Here is a 15,988-nt window from a genome sequence, read left to right as displayed (position 1 = left end):
CCTGCCGCGGACCCGAACATAGACCCAAGTGCCCATTTGCACGTCACCATCGATACCTCATTCCAGCGTACACTGCTCTTCCCGTACCCGGCTCAAACAATGCTGATGTCGCTGTCGCTCGATCGATGATACTCGCGCTGGCTATGTAGGTCTTGTTGGTGAGATTGCGCCCCTCGATGTAGGCAGACATCGGGCCGCCATTGTCGAATCCGGCTTTCAATCCCAGCAGGGCGTAAGGCTCTGTCGTCAGCGTGTTCATGCTGTCGATGAAGTAGGCCTGTGGCACCCATTCGACGTTGGGTCCAATATAGAAACCGGCAGGGTGCTTGTAGAGAAGCTCCGCGCGCAGGTAGTGAGTTGGGGCTCCCGGCAATCGATTGTTTCCGAAGATCGGATCTTTGTCGAAGCGGAAGTCGTTGATGGAATAGGCGACATTCAGCCAGATCTTGTCCGGCGCCGGGCCATTGACGAAGATGTCACGAAAGATCGCCGCGCCCGCGCCGGCCTCGATGCCTTGATGGATGGTGCGGTCGGCATTGGTCACATTGCAGTTGCCGAAAGCACTATAGAGGCATTGCAATTCGTCGCGAATGTTGGCCCGGTAGGCCGTCAGTTCCCAAGCGTAATCAGATCGCTTCATGCGAGTCCCGATTTCGTACGTGGTCGCAATCTGCGGGCGGATGCTGGTGAACGGGATCGTCGGAATGCCGAGACCAATCGCGCTTTCGCCGAAGCTCGGCACCTCGGCGCTCCGCGAGACATTGGCGAAGGCCTGCCAGCTCGGATCGATTTGCCACAACAGACCGCCTTTCGGCGACCAGATATTAAAGCGCGTTGCCCCCGATTGATTCCCGTCGCTGAGGAAACGATCCTGCCGATTGCGGGTCGCGTACAGGAATTGCGTGCCGCCGATCACTGCAAGATTTGGAATGACGTAGAAGCTGTCTTCGACATAGGCCGAGGTATTCTCCGACCGATCGATCGACGAAGAAAGCAGCGCTCCCTTCTGCCCGCCAATGTTGGCGAACTGCTGGTTGTCAATGCTGCCGTTCAGCACCTGGACGCCCGCGACCAACCTGTTGCGGAAGCCGCCAATGGTGCGGTCATCCGTGATCTTCGCGAATCCTTCATAGTCCTTGTAACGGTAGTCCAGCCACTGAAAGATCGGATGCATCAAATGGCGATCGACGCCAAAGGCCCCGAATTCGACTTTGGTGTCATCGAAACGAAAGGTGGTTTTGTTGGCGAGCCTGACGGTATCAATATTGCGCTGCTGATCCATCGCAACATTCGCGGGTGCAGCAGCTTCCGGATCGGTCAAAGCGGATGTCTTGGTCACGGTACCCGGGATTCGCTGCCGCACTTCGTTGGCATTGAGGTAGAACCGTGTCTCGACATCCGGCGAGAACTGATACCCGACATTGCCGCTCAAACGGTTGCTCGAGCCGAAGCTGTGATCGCGAAAACCGTCTGCGGCCTGCGTGGAAGCGGTAACGAAACCGTCCCATGGCCCGTTGACGCCTCCTGCGTTCGCCTGAAGTCGTTTGTAGCCGAATCCTCCGACATCGAAGGATACACCATTCGGAAACGAGTCGCGGCCGGTCGGGGTCACGAAGTTGATCGCGCCTCCCAGCGAATTGGCGCCAAACTGAAGCGCGTTGCCTCCTTTGAAGACTTCGACATATTTATAGGCGCTCGGATCGATCTCCTGGAAATCGCCATAGCCATCCGCAGTGTTGATCGGAATGCCGTCCATATAGAGCTGCACGCCGCGCAGATGAAAATTGCGCGACAGGCCAGACCCGCGAATAGAAAGGCGAGTGTCGTCGCCCCATTTGGGCTGGGCGTACACGCCGGGCACGTAATCCAGAACATCCTTGATCGTGTTGGATGGCGTCGAGTTCCTGTACGCCTCGGCCGATACGAGCGCCACGCCGCCCGGAGTCTGGTTAATCTCCGCCAGCGCTTGTTGCGCAGTCAGAACCGTCAGGGCGCCCGGAGCCCCTACATTCTGTTCGCTCGCGGTTTGCTGCGGCGATAGGGTCGTTCGCGGGCTTCGCGTCGCGCGCGCCGATCGCGCAGAATTGCGTGGCGCTCGGACCGCCGACGCGCGCTTCTGCTGAGGTGCCTCAACGGTGATTGGCGGCAGCACTGCGCTGCTGCCTTGGGCAAAGGCTCCGCTCGACGACGCAAGCAGCGCGGCCTGAACGGCAACGATGCTCACGCCACGGCGGGCATGACAACGTAACATGGGGGCATTCCTGACGCCGGGCTTTCTCTCCGGCCATTCGACAGCATCAATCGCCTGCGGCGGACCGCGGCGATCACGAGAGTCGTCAGGAAAATTGAGGCGGGGCGCGTGCCTGGGCACTCGAGCCCTTATGGACGGCGGCGAGGGATGCCTCCGCCGCATGCCACACCATACGCTCGGCGTGGCGGAAAGGAACGGAAAGCGCGGCGTGCGGCGGCGAATCCAGCGACGCGCCCAATTGCGCCAAGCAACAGAGGGCACAGGCACCGGCATGTGCGACCGGCGTACCCGCCGGATCGTTCAGGCCGCCCTGCTCGCTCGCGCTGTGGCAGATGACGGCGGCGGAAAGCGGATCGGCCACGGCTTGGCCGGCCGCCAGACAGGCGGCAATCGGCGCCAGCACCTGCATCACCAAGGCGAGCAGGACCAGGGGTAGGAATTTTTGCAGCCGTGCGCGCATCCGCCGAACCATTCGTTCGTCTAGTAACTAAACACCGCGCCATGGCCGAGTCGAGCCCGGTTCCGGCGCCTTCTTGGTCCAGCGCAAAGTCCTTGGAAACTGGGGTCCGACTGCCCACGGGAGGGGACCTTCCGGCATTTAGGCAGTTCCGCACCCCTGCCCTATCCACAGATTTCTTATGTTTGTCATATGCTTAAAGGCCGAATGCCCGATCATTTCGTCAATTGCTCGAATTTTGAACATTCGTTGCCGAAAATGATGACAAGTGAGAAAAGTTGATCTAGCATCCGCTTGCTCAGGCTGGCCGCGAGGTCGAAGTCTGGTGGTCCAAGTCTCGGGAGGAGCCCCTGACGCGCAAAATGCAGCGTCGCCCCGCCAATCAAGATCAAATCTTAGAATCGGGGATAATAGGGTCGACACAATTTTCGAGCGGGGCTAGGGCCCCGCTCTTTTTTTGTCTGCGGGGCTGAAGCGCCGATGAATACTTCTTCCAATCCGATCGAACAGAGCTTTGAACTTGCAGCCTCGCGCTGCACGGATCTCACGCCACACGTTTATCAGCGGCTGTTCGAACAGCACCCCGAAACGCGGGCGATGTTCCGCACGCAAGGCAGCGAGCTCGTGATGGGCTCGATGCTGGCACTCACGATCGAGGCGATTCTCGACTTCGCCGGTGATCGCCGTGGGCAATTCCGGCTGATCGCATGCGAGGTCGAATCGCACGATGGCTACGGCACGCCGCGCGAGCTGTTCACCGCCTTCTTCGCCGTCATCAGGGATACGCTGCGCGATCTGCTGCGCGATGAATGGTCGCCGGGCATCGCGCAGGCCTGGGACCGACTGCTCATCGAGATCGACGCGTTCGCGGGCGTCCCGGCCTGACGCGCTTTGCGCTGCACCAACGCGGCTTGCGGCAATCTCGCGTTGATTGCAGATTGAGTGGCACCAACTCTTGTGAGACACTTTCGGACATCGGTCGCGCAATCAATGACGCGCCGAAGATAAATTTGTATGGGAGCGAGCGATGTCCGGGACGAAAGATTTCTCGACGACGAGGCGCGATCTTCTTCAGGCGGCAGCAACCGCCGGCGCCGCGACTGCCATCCTCGGCAGCATGGGCATAAACCCCGCCCTCGCAGCCGAGGTCGGACGAAGCGAGAAGCCGCTGAAGGCGGCGTTCTCCAACGCAGGCCTCCAGGCGACCTGGTGCGCGCAGGGCAAGCAGGCCGCGGAATTCTGGGGCAAGCTGTTCAATGTCGAGGTCACCTGGTTCGACGGCCAGCTCGATGCCGTGAAGCAGCGCGCGGCTATCGACAACATGGCCTCGCAGAAATGGGACTTCGTCGCGATCCAGGCATTCGGCATCGGCACCCTCACCCAGCCGGTGCAGAAGATGATCGATGCCGGCACGCCCGTGATCGACATGGACACGCTGATTGCGCCGCTAGACCAGATCAACGTCCACTCCTTCCTCGCCCCTGATAACGAGTTCATGGGCGCCTCCGTGACGCAGGCGCTGTGCAACGCCATGGGCGGCAAGGGCAAGATCATCATGACGCAAGGAGCCCTCGGCCACACCGGCGCGCAGGGCCGCGCCAAGGGCTTCAACAATGTCGTGAAGCAATTCCCCGGGATCGAGGTGCTCGACACCCAGCCGGCCGACTGGGACGTGTCGAAGACCGCTCGTCTCTGGGAAACCTACCTGACGAAATATCCGCAGATCGACGCGGCGTTCTTCCACAATGACGACATGGCGCTCGCCGCCGCCAATATCATGAAGGCGCGGGGCCGCACCAACATCCTGATCGGCGGCGTGGATGCGATGCCGCCGGCGATCCAGGCCGTCAGCGAAGGCCGCATGTTCGCCACCGTGCGCAATCCGTCCTGCCGGATTCATGGCGGCGCCGTCATCGCGGGCGTCTCCGCCGTGGTCGGCGGCGAAAAGAGCGGACAGGGCATTCCCAAGAACGTCGTCACCGACGGTCCGGTCGTCACCAAGGCCAACGCCGCCGGGATGCAGTGGATGCAGGATCACTTCCTGATCTGAGCCTCCATGCGAGAGGATCGTTCGCCCATTCTGGAACTGCAGGGCATCACGAAGAGCTTCGGCGGCGTCGAGGCGCTTCGTGGTGTCGACTTCGCGCTGTTGCCCGGCGAGATCCATGGTCTCGTCGGCGAGAATGGCGCGGGAAAAAGCACGCTGATGAAGATCATCGCCGGCGTGCACACCGAATTCTCCGGCCGCTTCCTGATCGAGGGACAGGAGACGCATTTCCGCTCGGCCCGCGACGCGCACAGCGCCGGCATCGCCATGGTACACCAGGAGCTGTCCGTCGCCCCCGACCTCACGGTCGCGGAGAACGTGTTTCTGGGCAACCAGCCGACCAACCGGCTCGGCCTGGTGCAATGGCGGCGGATGGCGCGTGAGGCCGGCGAGCAGCTCGCCCGCTTCGGCATCGACGTCGATCCGATGAGCCGGCTGGGTGACCTCCCGATCGGGCTCCAGCAGCTGATCGAGATCGCGCGCGTGCTGTTCTCCGGCGCGCGCATCGTCATCCTGGACGAGCCGACCTCCGCCCTCTCCCCGCCCGAGGTCGAGCGGCTGTTCGCGACGCTGCGGCGGCTGCGCGAGGAAGGCACGGCGATCGTCTTCATCTCGCATTTCATCGAGGACATCTTGCGCGTGTCCGACACGGTGACCGTGTTCCGCAACGGGCGGAAGGTCGCGGAGACAGCAAGTGCTGCGACCAGCAAGGGCGCGCTGATCGAGGCCATGATCGGCCGCGGCGGCGAAGCGCTCGAGCACAGCTATAGCGACGATCTGATGCTGCCGCGGCCAAGCGACAGCTCGGTGGTCCTGAAGGTCGACCAGCTGTCGCTGGCCCGCAGCCTGAAGGACATCTCCTTCGAGGCGCGCGCCGGCGAAGTGCTCGGCATCTACGGCTTCATGGGCTGCGGCCAGCAGGAATTGTCGCGCATCTTGTTCGGCAAGCTGAAGCCTGATGCCGGCACGCTCGCGGTCGAGGGCAAGCCAAAACACTTTGCCAGCACGGCTGCGGCGCGGCGCGCCGGCGTGGCGCTGGTGCCGGAGAGCCGGCGCGCGATGCTGTTTCACCAGGAGCCGGTCTACAAGAACATCTCGATCAGCATTCTCGATCGCATCTCGGCGCTGCTGCTCAAGCCGGCGCAGGAGCGCGACATCGCAAAGCGCCAGGTCGAGCAGCTCCAGATCAGGCCGCCGGTCGTCGGCCTCGATCTCGGCATGCTCTCCGGCGGCAATCAGCAGAAAGTCGCTCTGGCGAAATGGCTGACCTATCCGCCCAAGCTCCTCGTGCTGTGCGAGCCCACCCGCGGCATGGATGTCGGCGCCAAGAACGACGTCATCAACATCGTCCGCGATCTCCGCGCCAAAGGGCTCGCGATCATCGTGCTGTCGACCGAGCCGGAAACGGTGTTGTCGCTGGCCGACCGCATCCTCGTGCTCAAGCGCGGCGCATTGGTGCGCGAATTCAAGAACGAGCCGGTCAGCAAGGACCGCCTGCTGGAAGCGGCGTGACGGAGAAGCACCATGGTGAGCAGTGACACGGCTTTGGCGGCGGGGCAGCGAGCGCGAGGGCTTGCGCCGTTCCTGCGCTCGCAGATGCGCAACATCGCCCCGTTCCTGACACTGATCTTTCTCTCCGCCTTCTTTGCCCTCGCCAGCCCCTCCTTCGCGACGCTGGACAATCTCGGCAACATCCTGACGCAGGTGTCGGTCACAGGCATCATCGCCGTCGGCCTCACCTTCGTGATCCTCTGCGCGGAGATCGACCTTTCGATCGCCAGCATCGCCAACGTCACGGGCATCGCGGTCGCCTACTTCACGCTCCAGGAATCCTACGTCAGCATTCCCAACATTCCCCTGCCCGGCGCCGCGGCGATCCTGCTGGCCATTTTGCTTTGCGCGTTTCTCGGCCTCGTCAATGCGTTGGGGCTGACTGTGATCGGCATCCCCTCCTTCATCATGACGCTGGCGATGATGCAGATCGCGGCCGGCATCTCGGCGCTGCTGGTGCGCGGCCAGATCGCCTACAAGGTGCCCGGCGTGATCACCACGCTCGGGTCCGGATCGATCGGCGGCATCCCATGGATCGTCATCGTCGCCGCGATCATGCTGCTCGGCGGGCATCTGGTGCTGACCTACACCCGCTTCGGCCGCTACGTCTACATGGTCGGCGGCAACCGCGAGGCGGCCGAATATTCCGGCCTCAACGTCAAGCTCATCCTCGGCGCGGTGATGGTCATCTCGGCGGTGTGCTCCGGTATCGGCGGCATGCTCGGTGTCGCCCATTTCGGCAGCGCGCAGCAGAACGAGTTCGATACCTATCTGCTCGACTCCATCGCCGCCGTCGTGGTCGGCGGCACCAGCCTGTTCGGCGGCCGCGGCGGCATCGGCAACACCATCGTCGGGCTTTTCGTCCTCGGCGTTCTCAACAACGGCCTCGACCACGTCAACATCGACAGCTTCCTGAAGATCCTGATCCGCGGCCTGATCCTGCTGGCGGCGCTGGTGATCAACGTCTACGCGCAGCGGCTGAGGGAAAAGGCGGCGGAATAGCCGCCCTCAAAACAAAAAGAGCGAAAACAACCCCATGCACAGTAGACAGCGTGAGGGAATTCAACGAGTTACAAAAACCCGAAATTATGTAGACGTCACCGTGGCGGCGTTTGACTCGTCGGGCAAAACAGGCGCAGGATGTCATCGTGGCGGTCTACGCGGGTCGGCTCCGGACAGCGCCCCAACCTCCGTCATTGCGAGCACAGCGAAGCAATCCAGACTGCCGCCGCGGAACGATTCTGGATTGCTTCGCTGCGCTCGCAATGACGATGTGGCAGCAGGGGCAATCCAGGCTCACCTCAATCGCACAGCATGAGGGGGCCGCCTAACTCTCTGCCTTCTCATCCGACCCAAGCCGCGAGAACCGGAAATTGCAATGGCTCGCACCGCCCGCTAGCGTCTGTGTCCTCTCCAGGCGGATGCCTCGCGCTGCGTAGGCGACGAAATCGAGCCCGCAGATATTCGGCAGAATGTCCTTGTCGCCATGGCGCGCCGCGAGTTTGCAGAAGCCGCAAGCCTTGTAGTTGATGCCGAATTCAAAATTGTCACTCGTATCAGGCTCGACGAAATCGTAGACGAAATCTTCCGGAAATTCGGTCTGATGGCTTTCTGTCGCGCTTCTTGCCGCCTGCTCGCGCAGCAAAGCCTGGTTCTCCGGCGACATGAATTGACGCCCCGAGGCAAGACGCTCCGCTTCAGGCGCGGCTAGCAATTGTGCCTTGTAGGTTTCTCGCTCGATCTCGCCGATCACAGGCACTGGCACGCCGTGGCGTCGCAGCACCCGGCTGATGGCCATGAAGCCCATGAGGCGCATGAAGAAATCGCTCATGCGGCTCGCCGCGCCGCCGACATAGGGCATCTGGGTGATCACGATTTCGAATTCGTCCATCACCTCCCGCCTGATCCCGTCGATCTCGGAAAGCTGCGCGCGCTCGCGCAACATCGGTTCGGCCAAATCGAGCCGCTCGCGCATGGCGGCCTGCGTTGCACTGCGATGCGCTTCGTAAAACGGATGGATGATCTCAGCCATGGGGCACCTGATATGATTGGTTCATTGCAAAGTCGGCTGGTTTCACTCCGCGGCGATCGCCTCGATCTCCAGCAGCCATTTGCTGTCGACGGTCTCGACGATCACGACCGTCAGCGCGGGCTGGTGCTCGCCCAGCATCGCGCGACGAATGGAGCGGTTGGTCACGAGTTGATTGCGGTCGGTCAGGAACGTGGTGACCTTGACCAGATGCGCGACGCCAAGGCCGGCGGCGGCGAGCACCTCGATCAAATTGCGCCAGGCCTGTTCGCACTGCGCCTCAAAACCGTCAGGAACGGCGCCGTCGGACCTCTCGGGCACCTGGCCGCTGATGAACAACAGGCGTCGATGCTGCGTCAGTTCAAGTCCCATGCAGTAGCCGCCGGCGGCAGGATGGACCGTTGCGGGATTGTGGCTGACGATGTGAGCTGGCGGCATAGGGTTTCTCCGGATTGCGGATCGACCGTATCCGGCGCCATCACCGCTCCGCAAAGCATCATTGCTGCGGTTCAGCGCAAGAAAATCTATTGCAAGGCCACGGCCCATCAGTGTCAAAATGCAGCCCGATGACCTACATCCTTCCACCACTCAACGCGCTCCGCGCGTTCGAAGCCGCCGCGCGGCATCTCAGCTTCAAGCTGGCCGCACACGAGCTGCACGTGACCCCCGCCGCCGTGGGGCAGCAGGTCAAGGCGCTGGAGGCGCGCCTCGGCGTGCAGCTGTTCGAGCGGCTGCATAAGCAGCTCATCCTCACCGCCGCCGGTCAGGCGTATCTGCCCGGGGTCTCCGAAGGCTTTCGCCACATCGCGGAGGCGACCTCGCAATTGAGACCGACAGGTGCGGTGCTGCTGCAATTGGGCGTCCATGGCAGCTTCGACCTCCGCCGCCTCGATCTGGCAGCGTTTCGCAGCACGCATGCGGAGATCGGCTTGCGGGTGCTGCATCCGGCCGGCCTGCACGAATTGGTCGAAGGCAAGGTCGACCTGCTGATCGCCCGGGGGCTTGGCCACCATCCGGGCTATCGCTGCGACCGGATCGATGAGGGATCGGGTCTGGGTGATTGGCTGGTTGCGTCCGAAGGCACCGCGGATTGCCCCGAGGTCATCAGTTTTCGCGCGTGGTTGCGTGCGCTGCCGGCTGAGAACGCAAATCGCCGCCCTCGTCTGGTTGGTGTCAGACGATAGGCTTGAACGGCAATCCATAGCCTTGCCGGGGCCGCGTTTGATGGGTCGGGCGAAACAGGAGCACGAGCTCATCGTGGCGATGGTGCCGTCAGTGGCAGCTCCCCCTGAGGGAGTGGACGCAGGTCCGCTTTTGACCCCTAGCGGAATCACGATCCTAGATCGGCTTTGGACTCGGCCGCCGACGTGAACCTCTGGAAGAACTGACGGCCCGCGAGCACAAACGTCGTCAGGTTCATGTAAGGAATTAGCTCTCACTCGTCAGCAAGGCAGCGGTTGAGCGCAATTCTGCGCAAGTATTGCCCCACACAATCTAATCCAGATAGGCGCTCGCGGGCGCACAAGCGCTGATTGCAAGCCTTCGTATGTAGACGTCCGATTCTTTTCTTGATGCGTTGCGACCTCTGATCAGCGATATGTTGGGTTAGCATACGAGTGGGGCGCGGATGATCACGGCAGCGCGGGAAGCAGTCGACCTGCTAATTCAAGCCGCAGGCAGTTGGCAGTTTGACGACACTCTCAGCGGATTGCGTGATCGAGACTGGATGGCGCTGCGGTTTCTTGCGCGTGCAAACAGATTCTCGCGAACCCCTTCCGCATTGGCTCAGTTCGGCGGCACGACACGCGCCACCGCTTCTGAGACAGTCAAGCGTCTCGAAGGCAAAGGCTACCTTCAACGCCGAAGTTCCGATCAAGACAAGCGCTCGGTGATCCTTCATGTGACGCCGCGAGGAGAAAAACTCCTTTCAGGCGATCCCATCACACAGCTCGTCCATGCGATTGCTACGCTTGAACTTGGCGCAAACAATTTTCGCGATTTGCTTCGCCATATTTTGGAGCAACTCGACGCACGCCGGGATCGTCACCACGCGGACAATTGCAGAAAATGCATCTTTCTGACTCAAGCCCCCAAACTGGCGAGCAGAAGGACGCCTGACTACACGTGCAGATACTTTCGAGCGAATCTCAACGAAGCCGAAATAGATCTTCTATGCTTGAACTTCGAACGAAGAGAGAGCGGCACCTTCTAGTGCATCATCGAAGAGTATGCCGCACACCTCCGGGAATTGAGAAGCTCCGGCAGAAGATGCACTCCTGAAGGGACCGAGCCGACATTCCTGAGGGAGCGGTTTGCCTCAACAAATCTGGGAATTCTGCGGCCGACGAGCGAGCTTGGAACGACTTGCCGATTGCATTGTTTTCCCGTTACCCCGTTGCCAAGGGTGGCTGCCTTCCCCAAGGGGCAGCCTCAAGACAGCCCCAGCTTCACCGCCCTGAAGCTGGGGTTCCTTTTGCTCTCTCAATTGCCCGCGCCGGCCGACATTTCCTGAACGCGTCATCGAACGCGCTGGCCGAAGCCGCGACCCTGAGCGAGTGAATGCGTCCGTCAATCGGAACCTATGCCATCGGTAATACGCGGAATCGCCGGGCAGATTCACATGGTTTAATGTGCTCTCGCTGCCGCCTTTTTACCCTGTGCAAGTTGCCCAGTGGAGGCGTTGATGCAGGACTTGCGCACGATCCTTTTTGCTCAACGCTTAAACGAGCTCTCTTCCCAACTAGCAGAAGTCGAAGATCTCCGAGTTCAAGTCGAAGAAGCGGAGCGACGCGCGCTCGCTTGTGGCACGTCAGCGCTAAGGCACAAGGCAAGCGATCCTCATTCGGCAACTATTCGTCCCATCGGCCACTAAAAACAGGTCGGAACGCTTCACCGATTACCAAGTTTTCCCAATGCCCGACCGAAAGCGGGCAACGCAGTCGGGCCCCAGCTCTTCCCCATTGCCCGCCCCTGAGCTGGGGCTCGTTAAGCTGCAGTCCTGAGGGGAGTGGACGCGGGAGTGGCATTTTCGTAGCTTTCGCCACCGTGTAGCGAAAGATGTGATGAACCGGCATGGGCTTGAAAGCCTCTCCCATCCTTCCCTGGTCAAGAACTCTTTCCGACGGCGACTGCCCATTCGGCAGCGGGTACCCGGCGAAGAAATGCTGCTGGCTAACATTCAATCGTTGGAGGAAGCAGTCCTCTCAACTAACGCAGCGAGCGGAAACGGGTGTTTCAAACGAAAAATGCTATCTGCATCCGCTGGGTGGATGTTCAACCAAGATCACCCGAGAGCACTTTCTTTCGCGCAACATCCTGCAGCGACTAGCTGAAGGCAAGCTGTTGCGTTTGCAGAATGCCGGGCACTTATTTGGAGGGAAGGACAGAGGCGTGCCGGCGAAACGCAACTGCAATAGGTTTGCAGAGCCGGCTGCATCGGTCGTGAAGCTTGACGATGCTATCGGCTGTCTGTTGACGACCACCATGATCGAGGAATTGAAGCGCAAAAATCTCAGATCAACCTCGTCAGCGGCTGTTTCAGTGTCGGCAATGAAGCCTTGGCCCGTGTTCGGCGTGGTCTGATAGTAACCCGAAGCATGTGCGGCCGTGACGTTTAGATAGCGCCAGACACCGCTAACCTGATTGTACGTAACGGCGCCTACAATCGTGGTCGTGCCATCACCTTTCCACGTCGCAGTCGGCGGGGACGTCATGGCGCCGAGCACGGAATAGAGAGGTCTCACTATCCCAAGGAGTCTGAACAACGCCGTCATTCCGGCACAACGGCGAACTCATTATCGCTGAGGGACGAAGCAAGCAATGCGAATGCACCTGATCCGGAGCTTCGAGGCGCCCACTCAGGGTGGCGGTGATGGAGCGAAGCTCGCCGCAGCAATCTCCTCGCTTCGCCAACACCTCACCGCGTGCCCGTCCACCCGCGTCTCCAGCACCGGCCCCGGCTCGCTCCGACACACGGCCTCCGCATGCCGACACCGCGGGCTGAACGCGCATCCGTTCGGCGGATTGAGCGGGTTGGGAAGGTCGCCGCCTGTCGTCGCCAGCGGCGCATGGCGCAAGGGATCGGGGATGGCGGCGATCAGGGCTTGGGTGTAGGGGTGCGCCGGCCGTTCGAAAATCTCGCGCCAGTGGCCGTTCTCCACGATGCGGCCGAGATACATGACGGCGACCCTGTCGCTCATGTGTTCGACGACGCCGAGATCGTGGCTAATCATGATGTAGGAGAGACCGAGCGTTTCCTTCAATTCCAGCAGCAGATTGATGATCTGGGCGCGGATCGAGACATCGAGCGCCGAGACCGGTTCGTCGCAGATGACGATCTTGGGATTGAGGATCAGCGCGCGCGCAATGCCGATGCGCTGGCGCTGGCCGCCAGAGAATTCATGCGGATAGCGGTCGGCCTGCTCCGGCCGCAGGCCCACATGCCGCAGCATCTTCGCGACGCGGTCCTCGATCTCGCTCTTGGCCGTGACGCCATGCACACGCAGGGGATCTTCCAGCGTACGACGAACGGTCTGGCGCGGATTGAGCGAGGCGTAGGGATCCTGAAACACGATTTGCACGATGCGGGCCAGCGCCTTTCGATCGACGGATCGCCGGTTCGTCACGACCTGTCCGTCCAGCACGATGCGGCCGCGCGTCGGCGTCAGGAGACCGAGGATCGACAATGCGACCGTCGACTTGCCGGAGCCGGACTCGCCGACGAGGCCGAGGCATTCGCCGCGCTTCAAGGTGAGATCGACGCCGTCGACGGCACGGAGCAGCCGACGGCCGCGCCCCAGCAGGCCACCTCCGAGCGGAAAGTGGACCGCGAGATCCCTGACGCTGAGAATGACATCGTCGTCCGGCCGTGTCTCACCCAACCTGTCTTGCGGCTCATGCATGGTGGTGACACCTGACCAGACCGCCGGCGTCGAGCAAATCCGCTCCCGGCGCGGTGGTCCGGCAAATATCGGTCGCCTGCGCGCAACGCGGATTGAACCGGCAGCCGTCAGGGAAATTCGTGATGGCCGGGACCACACCGGCGATCTCCGTCAGCCGGGTGCGGCCAAGCGCGGCGCGACTGCCCAGCCGCGGCAGCGAGGCGACCAGGCCTCGCGTATAGGGGTGCGAGGGCGCCCGAAATATATCGGCCGAGCCGCGCTCCTCGACGATACGGCCGGCATACATCACGGCCACGCGGCGACAGACATTGGCGACCAGCCCCAGATCGTGGCTGATCATCAGGATTGCGGTCCCCCGCTCGGCGCATAAATTCCGCATCAGCTCGATGATCTCCGCCTGCACGGTGACGTCGAGTGCCGTGGTCGGCTCGTCGGCGATCAGGAGATCCGGACCGCAGGCGAGCGCGATGGCGATCATCACGCGCTGGCGCATGCCGCCGGAGAGCTGGTACGGGTAGTCGTTGACGCGCCGCTCCGGCGCGGGAACGCGGACGCTCGCCAGCGCCTCGACCGCCAGTCTGTCGGCTTCCCGCCAGCTCTTGCCCTTGTGCAGCACGAACATTTCTGCGATCTGCCGGCCCACCGGCGAAACCGGGTTCAGCGCCGTCATCGGCTCCTGGAAGATCATGGCGATGCGATTGCCGCGCAGATCGCGTTGCCTGGCGGCTGAAAGGTGCTGGATCTCCCCCCCCTCAAACCGGATCACGCCGCCGCCGATCGACAAAGGCCGCCGCAACAGGCCGATCAAGGCGAGCGCCGTAATGCTCTTGCCGCAGCCGGATTCGCCGACGAGGCCGAAGGTCTCGCCGCGATCGATGCGGAACGAAATGCCCTCGGCCGCCGCAACGCGCCTCGAGCCATCGTCGAGATCGATGCGCAAATCCTCGACTTCGATCAGCGGCGCGCCCGTCATGTCCGCCGGCTCCGCGATTGGGGATCGAGAATGTCGCGCAAGCCATCGCCGAGCAGATTGAGGCCGAGCACCGTCAGGAAGATGGCAAGGCCGGGAAACACCGAGAGCCACGGCGCCGTCGTGATCTGGTCGCGGGCATCCGACAACATGCTGCCCCAGCTCGGAAACGGCGGGCGGACGCCGAGGCCGAGGAACGACAATGCGGCTTCGGACAAGACCGCGCTGCCCATGCCGAGCGTGCCGATGACGACGATCGGACCCAGCATGTTCGGCAGCAGCTGCGTGATCATGATGCGCAGATCGCCGTAGCCGAGCACGGTCGCGGCCTGCACATAGCCCTGGCTCCTCAGCGACAGCGCCGAGGCCCGCGCGATCCGGCACGTGAAGGACCAGTTGGTCAAGCCGAGTGCGATCAGCAGGCTGGTCAGGCCGGGACCAAGCACCGCCATGATGGCCAGCGCGAAGATCAGCGAGGGAATCGCGAGCATGAGATTGGTCAGGCCGTTGACGACATCGTCCCACCAGCCGCCCCAATAGCCGGCGCTCAGGCCCAGCGCCACGCCGATGACGCTGTTGATGAGCTGCGAGACGATGCCGACCGTCAGCGAAACGCGCGCGCCGTAGACGACGCGCGAATAGATGTCGCGGCCCTGGTCGTCGGTGCCGAACCACCAGGTCCAGCTCGGAGGCTCTTCCGCGTTGAGCAGATTGGCGTCCAGGACAGGATCGGTATGCGCCAGCCAGGGCGCGAGCAGGCCGACCAGGATCGCAAGCGCGAACAGCGCGCCACCGATGATGAGATTGGCGCGGAGCTTCATGCGTATCTGATCCTGGGATCGATCACGCCGTAGAGCACGTCGATCAGCAGATTGATCGCGAGAAAGGAGAGCACCACGACAAGAATGGAGCCCTGGACGGCCGGAATGTCGCGCTGCAGGACACTATCGACCAGCAGCGAGCCTATGCCCGGCCAGGAATACAGTTTCTCGACCACGACCGCCTGCCCCATCAGCGCACCGAACTGCAGGCCGACGGTGGTGAGAATGATGACGAGCGCGTTGCGCATCACATGCCATTTCACGACTCGGGTCTCGCTCATGCCCTTGGAGCGCGCGGTGCGGACGAAATCCGCGGTCATGATCTCGAGGACAGCGGCGCGTGTCGTCCGGGCGAACAGCGCCATCGGCGAGACGCCGAGCGTCACGGCCGGAAGGATCAAATATTTCAGTCCGCCATCGCCATAGCCGAAACTCGGCAGCCAGCCGAGCTTCAACGCAAACAAATACATCAGCACCAGTCCGAGCCAGAATTTAGCGATCGAAAGTCCCGATACCGCCACGACCATGGCCATCGTGTCGACGATGCCCCCCGGCTTCAGTGCGGCGATGAAACCCAGGGGAACACCGATCACGACGGAAAACGCCATGGCGGCGAAGATGAGCTGGAGCGTCGGCCATATCCGTTTGGCGATCATGAACGTTACCGGCTCGCGCGTCCGGAACGAGGTTCCGAAATCGCCGATCGCAAGCTTGGCGATGTAGGCGCCGAAGCGGATATAGACGGGATCGTCGAGCCCGAGCTGCTTCTTCATGCGCAGCTCGACCTGCGGGTCGGCATCGTCGCTCATGGACGAGACGATGCTGCCGGGCACGACACTGAACAGCACGAACACCAGAGCCACCACGGCGAGCACGGTCGGGATGGTCTGCAGGAGGCGGCGGAACAGGAAGGAGAGCATCGGCACTTTTCCTCTCTCCCTCCGTCGTTCATGGCGACGGA

Annotated in this window: 15 protein-coding genes; 7 read left to right on the top strand and 8 right to left on the bottom strand. The window is 62.1% G+C overall.

Annotated features, from left to right (window positions below):
• Positions 1 to 43: 43 nt before the first annotated feature.
• The gene (locus AC0L27_RS20190; protein ID WP_473320119.1) at positions 44 to 2,251 is read right to left on the bottom strand and encodes a TonB-dependent receptor family protein; all 2,208 of its coding nucleotides are present in this window, start codon (positions 2,249 to 2,251) and stop codon (positions 44 to 46) included.
• Positions 2,252 to 2,336: 85 nt separating this feature from the next.
• Entirely contained in the window at positions 2,337 to 2,723 is a 387-nt protein-coding gene (locus tag AC0L27_RS20185; RefSeq protein ID WP_354209864.1) for a DUF2946 family protein, read from the bottom strand.
• A gap of 465 nt (positions 2,724 to 3,188) precedes the next feature.
• On the opposite strand from AC0L27_RS20185, the gene AC0L27_RS20180 reads away from it, so the two are divergent.
• The 4 genes from AC0L27_RS20180 to AC0L27_RS20165 all read left to right on the top strand — a co-directional run bounded on the left by AC0L27_RS20180 (position 3,189) and on the right by AC0L27_RS20165 (position 7,308).
• Positions 3,189 to 3,593 (top strand): globin, encoded by a 405-nt coding sequence (locus AC0L27_RS20180; RefSeq protein ID WP_354209865.1) that lies wholly within the window; start codon positions 3,189 to 3,191, stop codon positions 3,591 to 3,593.
• A gap of 142 nt (positions 3,594 to 3,735) precedes the next feature.
• Positions 3,736 to 4,758 carry a sugar ABC transporter substrate-binding protein gene (locus AC0L27_RS20175; RefSeq protein ID WP_199198585.1) on the top strand — a complete coding sequence of 341 codons (1,023 nt, stop codon included), beginning with the start codon at positions 3,736 to 3,738 and terminating at the stop codon, positions 4,756 to 4,758.
• A gap of 6 nt (positions 4,759 to 4,764) precedes the next feature.
• The gene (locus AC0L27_RS20170) at positions 4,765 to 6,267 is read left to right on the top strand and encodes a sugar ABC transporter ATP-binding protein (RefSeq protein WP_354209866.1); all 1,503 of its coding nucleotides are present in this window, start codon (positions 4,765 to 4,767) and stop codon (positions 6,265 to 6,267) included.
• A 12-nt stretch (positions 6,268 to 6,279) separates the two neighbouring features.
• A complete protein-coding gene (locus AC0L27_RS20165) occupies positions 6,280 to 7,308 on the top strand; it encodes an ABC transporter permease (RefSeq protein WP_354209867.1) in 1,029 nt (342 codons plus the stop codon).
• A 325-nt stretch (positions 7,309 to 7,633) separates the two neighbouring features.
• Here the strand turns inward: AC0L27_RS20165 and AC0L27_RS20160 are convergent, their stop codons facing one another.
• A complete protein-coding gene (locus AC0L27_RS20160; protein ID WP_354209868.1) occupies positions 7,634 to 8,338 on the bottom strand; it encodes an L-2-amino-thiazoline-4-carboxylic acid hydrolase in 705 nt (234 codons plus the stop codon).
• A 42-nt stretch (positions 8,339 to 8,380) separates the two neighbouring features.
• Positions 8,381 to 8,773, bottom strand: coding sequence for a RidA family protein (locus AC0L27_RS20155; RefSeq protein WP_354209869.1), 393 nt, complete (start codon positions 8,771 to 8,773; stop codon positions 8,381 to 8,383).
• 128 nt (positions 8,774 to 8,901) lie between these two features.
• Between AC0L27_RS20155 and AC0L27_RS20150 the strand changes: the two genes are divergently transcribed.
• The 3 genes from AC0L27_RS20150 to AC0L27_RS20140 all read left to right on the top strand — a co-directional run bounded on the left by AC0L27_RS20150 (position 8,902) and on the right by AC0L27_RS20140 (position 11,917).
• Positions 8,902 to 9,519, top strand: coding sequence for a LysR family transcriptional regulator (locus AC0L27_RS20150; protein ID WP_473320114.1), 618 nt, complete (start codon positions 8,902 to 8,904; stop codon positions 9,517 to 9,519).
• A 443-nt stretch (positions 9,520 to 9,962) separates the two neighbouring features.
• On the top strand, positions 9,963 to 10,547 hold the full coding sequence (locus AC0L27_RS20145) for a MarR family transcriptional regulator (RefSeq protein ID WP_354209871.1): 585 nt from the start codon (positions 9,963 to 9,965) through the stop codon (positions 10,545 to 10,547).
• Between the two features lie 860 nt (positions 10,548 to 11,407).
• Positions 11,408 to 11,917, top strand: coding sequence for a hypothetical protein (locus tag AC0L27_RS20140; RefSeq protein ID WP_473320113.1), 510 nt, complete (start codon positions 11,408 to 11,410; stop codon positions 11,915 to 11,917).
• Positions 11,918 to 12,192: 275 nt separating this feature from the next.
• On the opposite strand, the gene AC0L27_RS20135 is transcribed toward AC0L27_RS20140, so the two are convergent.
• Genes AC0L27_RS20135 through AC0L27_RS20120 form a run of 4 tightly spaced genes read right to left on the bottom strand, consistent with a single transcriptional unit; the run spans position 12,193 to position 15,947 of the window.
• Positions 12,193 to 13,236, bottom strand: a complete 1,044-nt coding sequence (locus AC0L27_RS20135; protein WP_354209873.1) for an ABC transporter ATP-binding protein — start codon at positions 13,234 to 13,236, stop codon at positions 12,193 to 12,195.
• Entirely contained in the window at positions 13,229 to 14,209 is a 981-nt protein-coding gene (locus AC0L27_RS20130; protein WP_473320109.1) for an ABC transporter ATP-binding protein, read from the bottom strand. Before AC0L27_RS20130 ends, AC0L27_RS20135 begins: the two co-directional genes overlap by 8 nt.
• Complete coding sequence (locus AC0L27_RS20125) at positions 14,206 to 15,027, bottom strand: ABC transporter permease (RefSeq protein ID WP_007603580.1); 822 nt, start codon at positions 15,025 to 15,027, stop codon at positions 14,206 to 14,208. Before AC0L27_RS20125 ends, AC0L27_RS20130 begins: the two co-directional genes overlap by 4 nt.
• On the bottom strand, positions 15,024 to 15,947 hold the full coding sequence (locus AC0L27_RS20120; RefSeq protein ID WP_354209961.1) for an ABC transporter permease: 924 nt from the start codon (positions 15,945 to 15,947) through the stop codon (positions 15,024 to 15,026). Before AC0L27_RS20120 ends, AC0L27_RS20125 begins: the two co-directional genes overlap by 4 nt.
• Positions 15,948 to 15,988: the final 41 nt, after the last annotated feature.

Source organism: Bradyrhizobium sp. Ken51 (genome assembly GCF_055807435.1).
The sequence above is the reverse complement of the archived record's forward strand: the minus strand, read 5'-3'. Positions and strand labels throughout refer to the sequence as shown.

Excerpts from the sequence above, each read along its gene's own strand:
- AC0L27_RS20190 (WP_473320119.1), bottom strand. The coding sequence starts at position 2,251 with ATGTTACGTTGTCATGCCCGCCGTGGCGTGAGCATCGTTGCCGTTCAG.
- AC0L27_RS20185 (WP_354209864.1), bottom strand. The coding sequence starts at position 2,723 with ATGGTTCGGCGGATGCGCGCACGGCTGCAAAAATTCCTACCCCTGGTC.
- AC0L27_RS20180 (WP_354209865.1), top strand. The coding sequence starts at position 3,189 with ATGAATACTTCTTCCAATCCGATCGAACAGAGCTTTGAACTTGCAGCC.
- AC0L27_RS20175 (WP_199198585.1), top strand. The coding sequence starts at position 3,736 with ATGTCCGGGACGAAAGATTTCTCGACGACGAGGCGCGATCTTCTTCAG.
- AC0L27_RS20170 (WP_354209866.1), top strand. The coding sequence starts at position 4,765 with ATGCGAGAGGATCGTTCGCCCATTCTGGAACTGCAGGGCATCACGAAG.
- AC0L27_RS20165 (WP_354209867.1), top strand. The coding sequence starts at position 6,280 with ATGGTGAGCAGTGACACGGCTTTGGCGGCGGGGCAGCGAGCGCGAGGG.
- AC0L27_RS20160 (WP_354209868.1), bottom strand. The coding sequence starts at position 8,338 with ATGGCTGAGATCATCCATCCGTTTTACGAAGCGCATCGCAGTGCAACG.
- AC0L27_RS20155 (WP_354209869.1), bottom strand. The coding sequence starts at position 8,773 with ATGCCGCCAGCTCACATCGTCAGCCACAATCCCGCAACGGTCCATCCT.
- AC0L27_RS20150 (WP_473320114.1), top strand. The coding sequence starts at position 8,902 with ATGACCTACATCCTTCCACCACTCAACGCGCTCCGCGCGTTCGAAGCC.
- AC0L27_RS20145 (WP_354209871.1), top strand. The coding sequence starts at position 9,963 with ATGATCACGGCAGCGCGGGAAGCAGTCGACCTGCTAATTCAAGCCGCA.
- AC0L27_RS20140 (WP_473320113.1), top strand. The coding sequence starts at position 11,408 with ATGGGCTTGAAAGCCTCTCCCATCCTTCCCTGGTCAAGAACTCTTTCC.
- AC0L27_RS20135 (WP_354209873.1), bottom strand. The coding sequence starts at position 13,236 with ATGCATGAGCCGCAAGACAGGTTGGGTGAGACACGGCCGGACGACGAT.
- AC0L27_RS20130 (WP_473320109.1), bottom strand. The coding sequence starts at position 14,209 with ATGACGGGCGCGCCGCTGATCGAAGTCGAGGATTTGCGCATCGATCTC.
- AC0L27_RS20125 (WP_007603580.1), bottom strand. The coding sequence starts at position 15,027 with ATGAAGCTCCGCGCCAATCTCATCATCGGTGGCGCGCTGTTCGCGCTT.
- AC0L27_RS20120 (WP_354209961.1), bottom strand. The coding sequence starts at position 15,947 with ATGCTCTCCTTCCTGTTCCGCCGCCTCCTGCAGACCATCCCGACCGTG.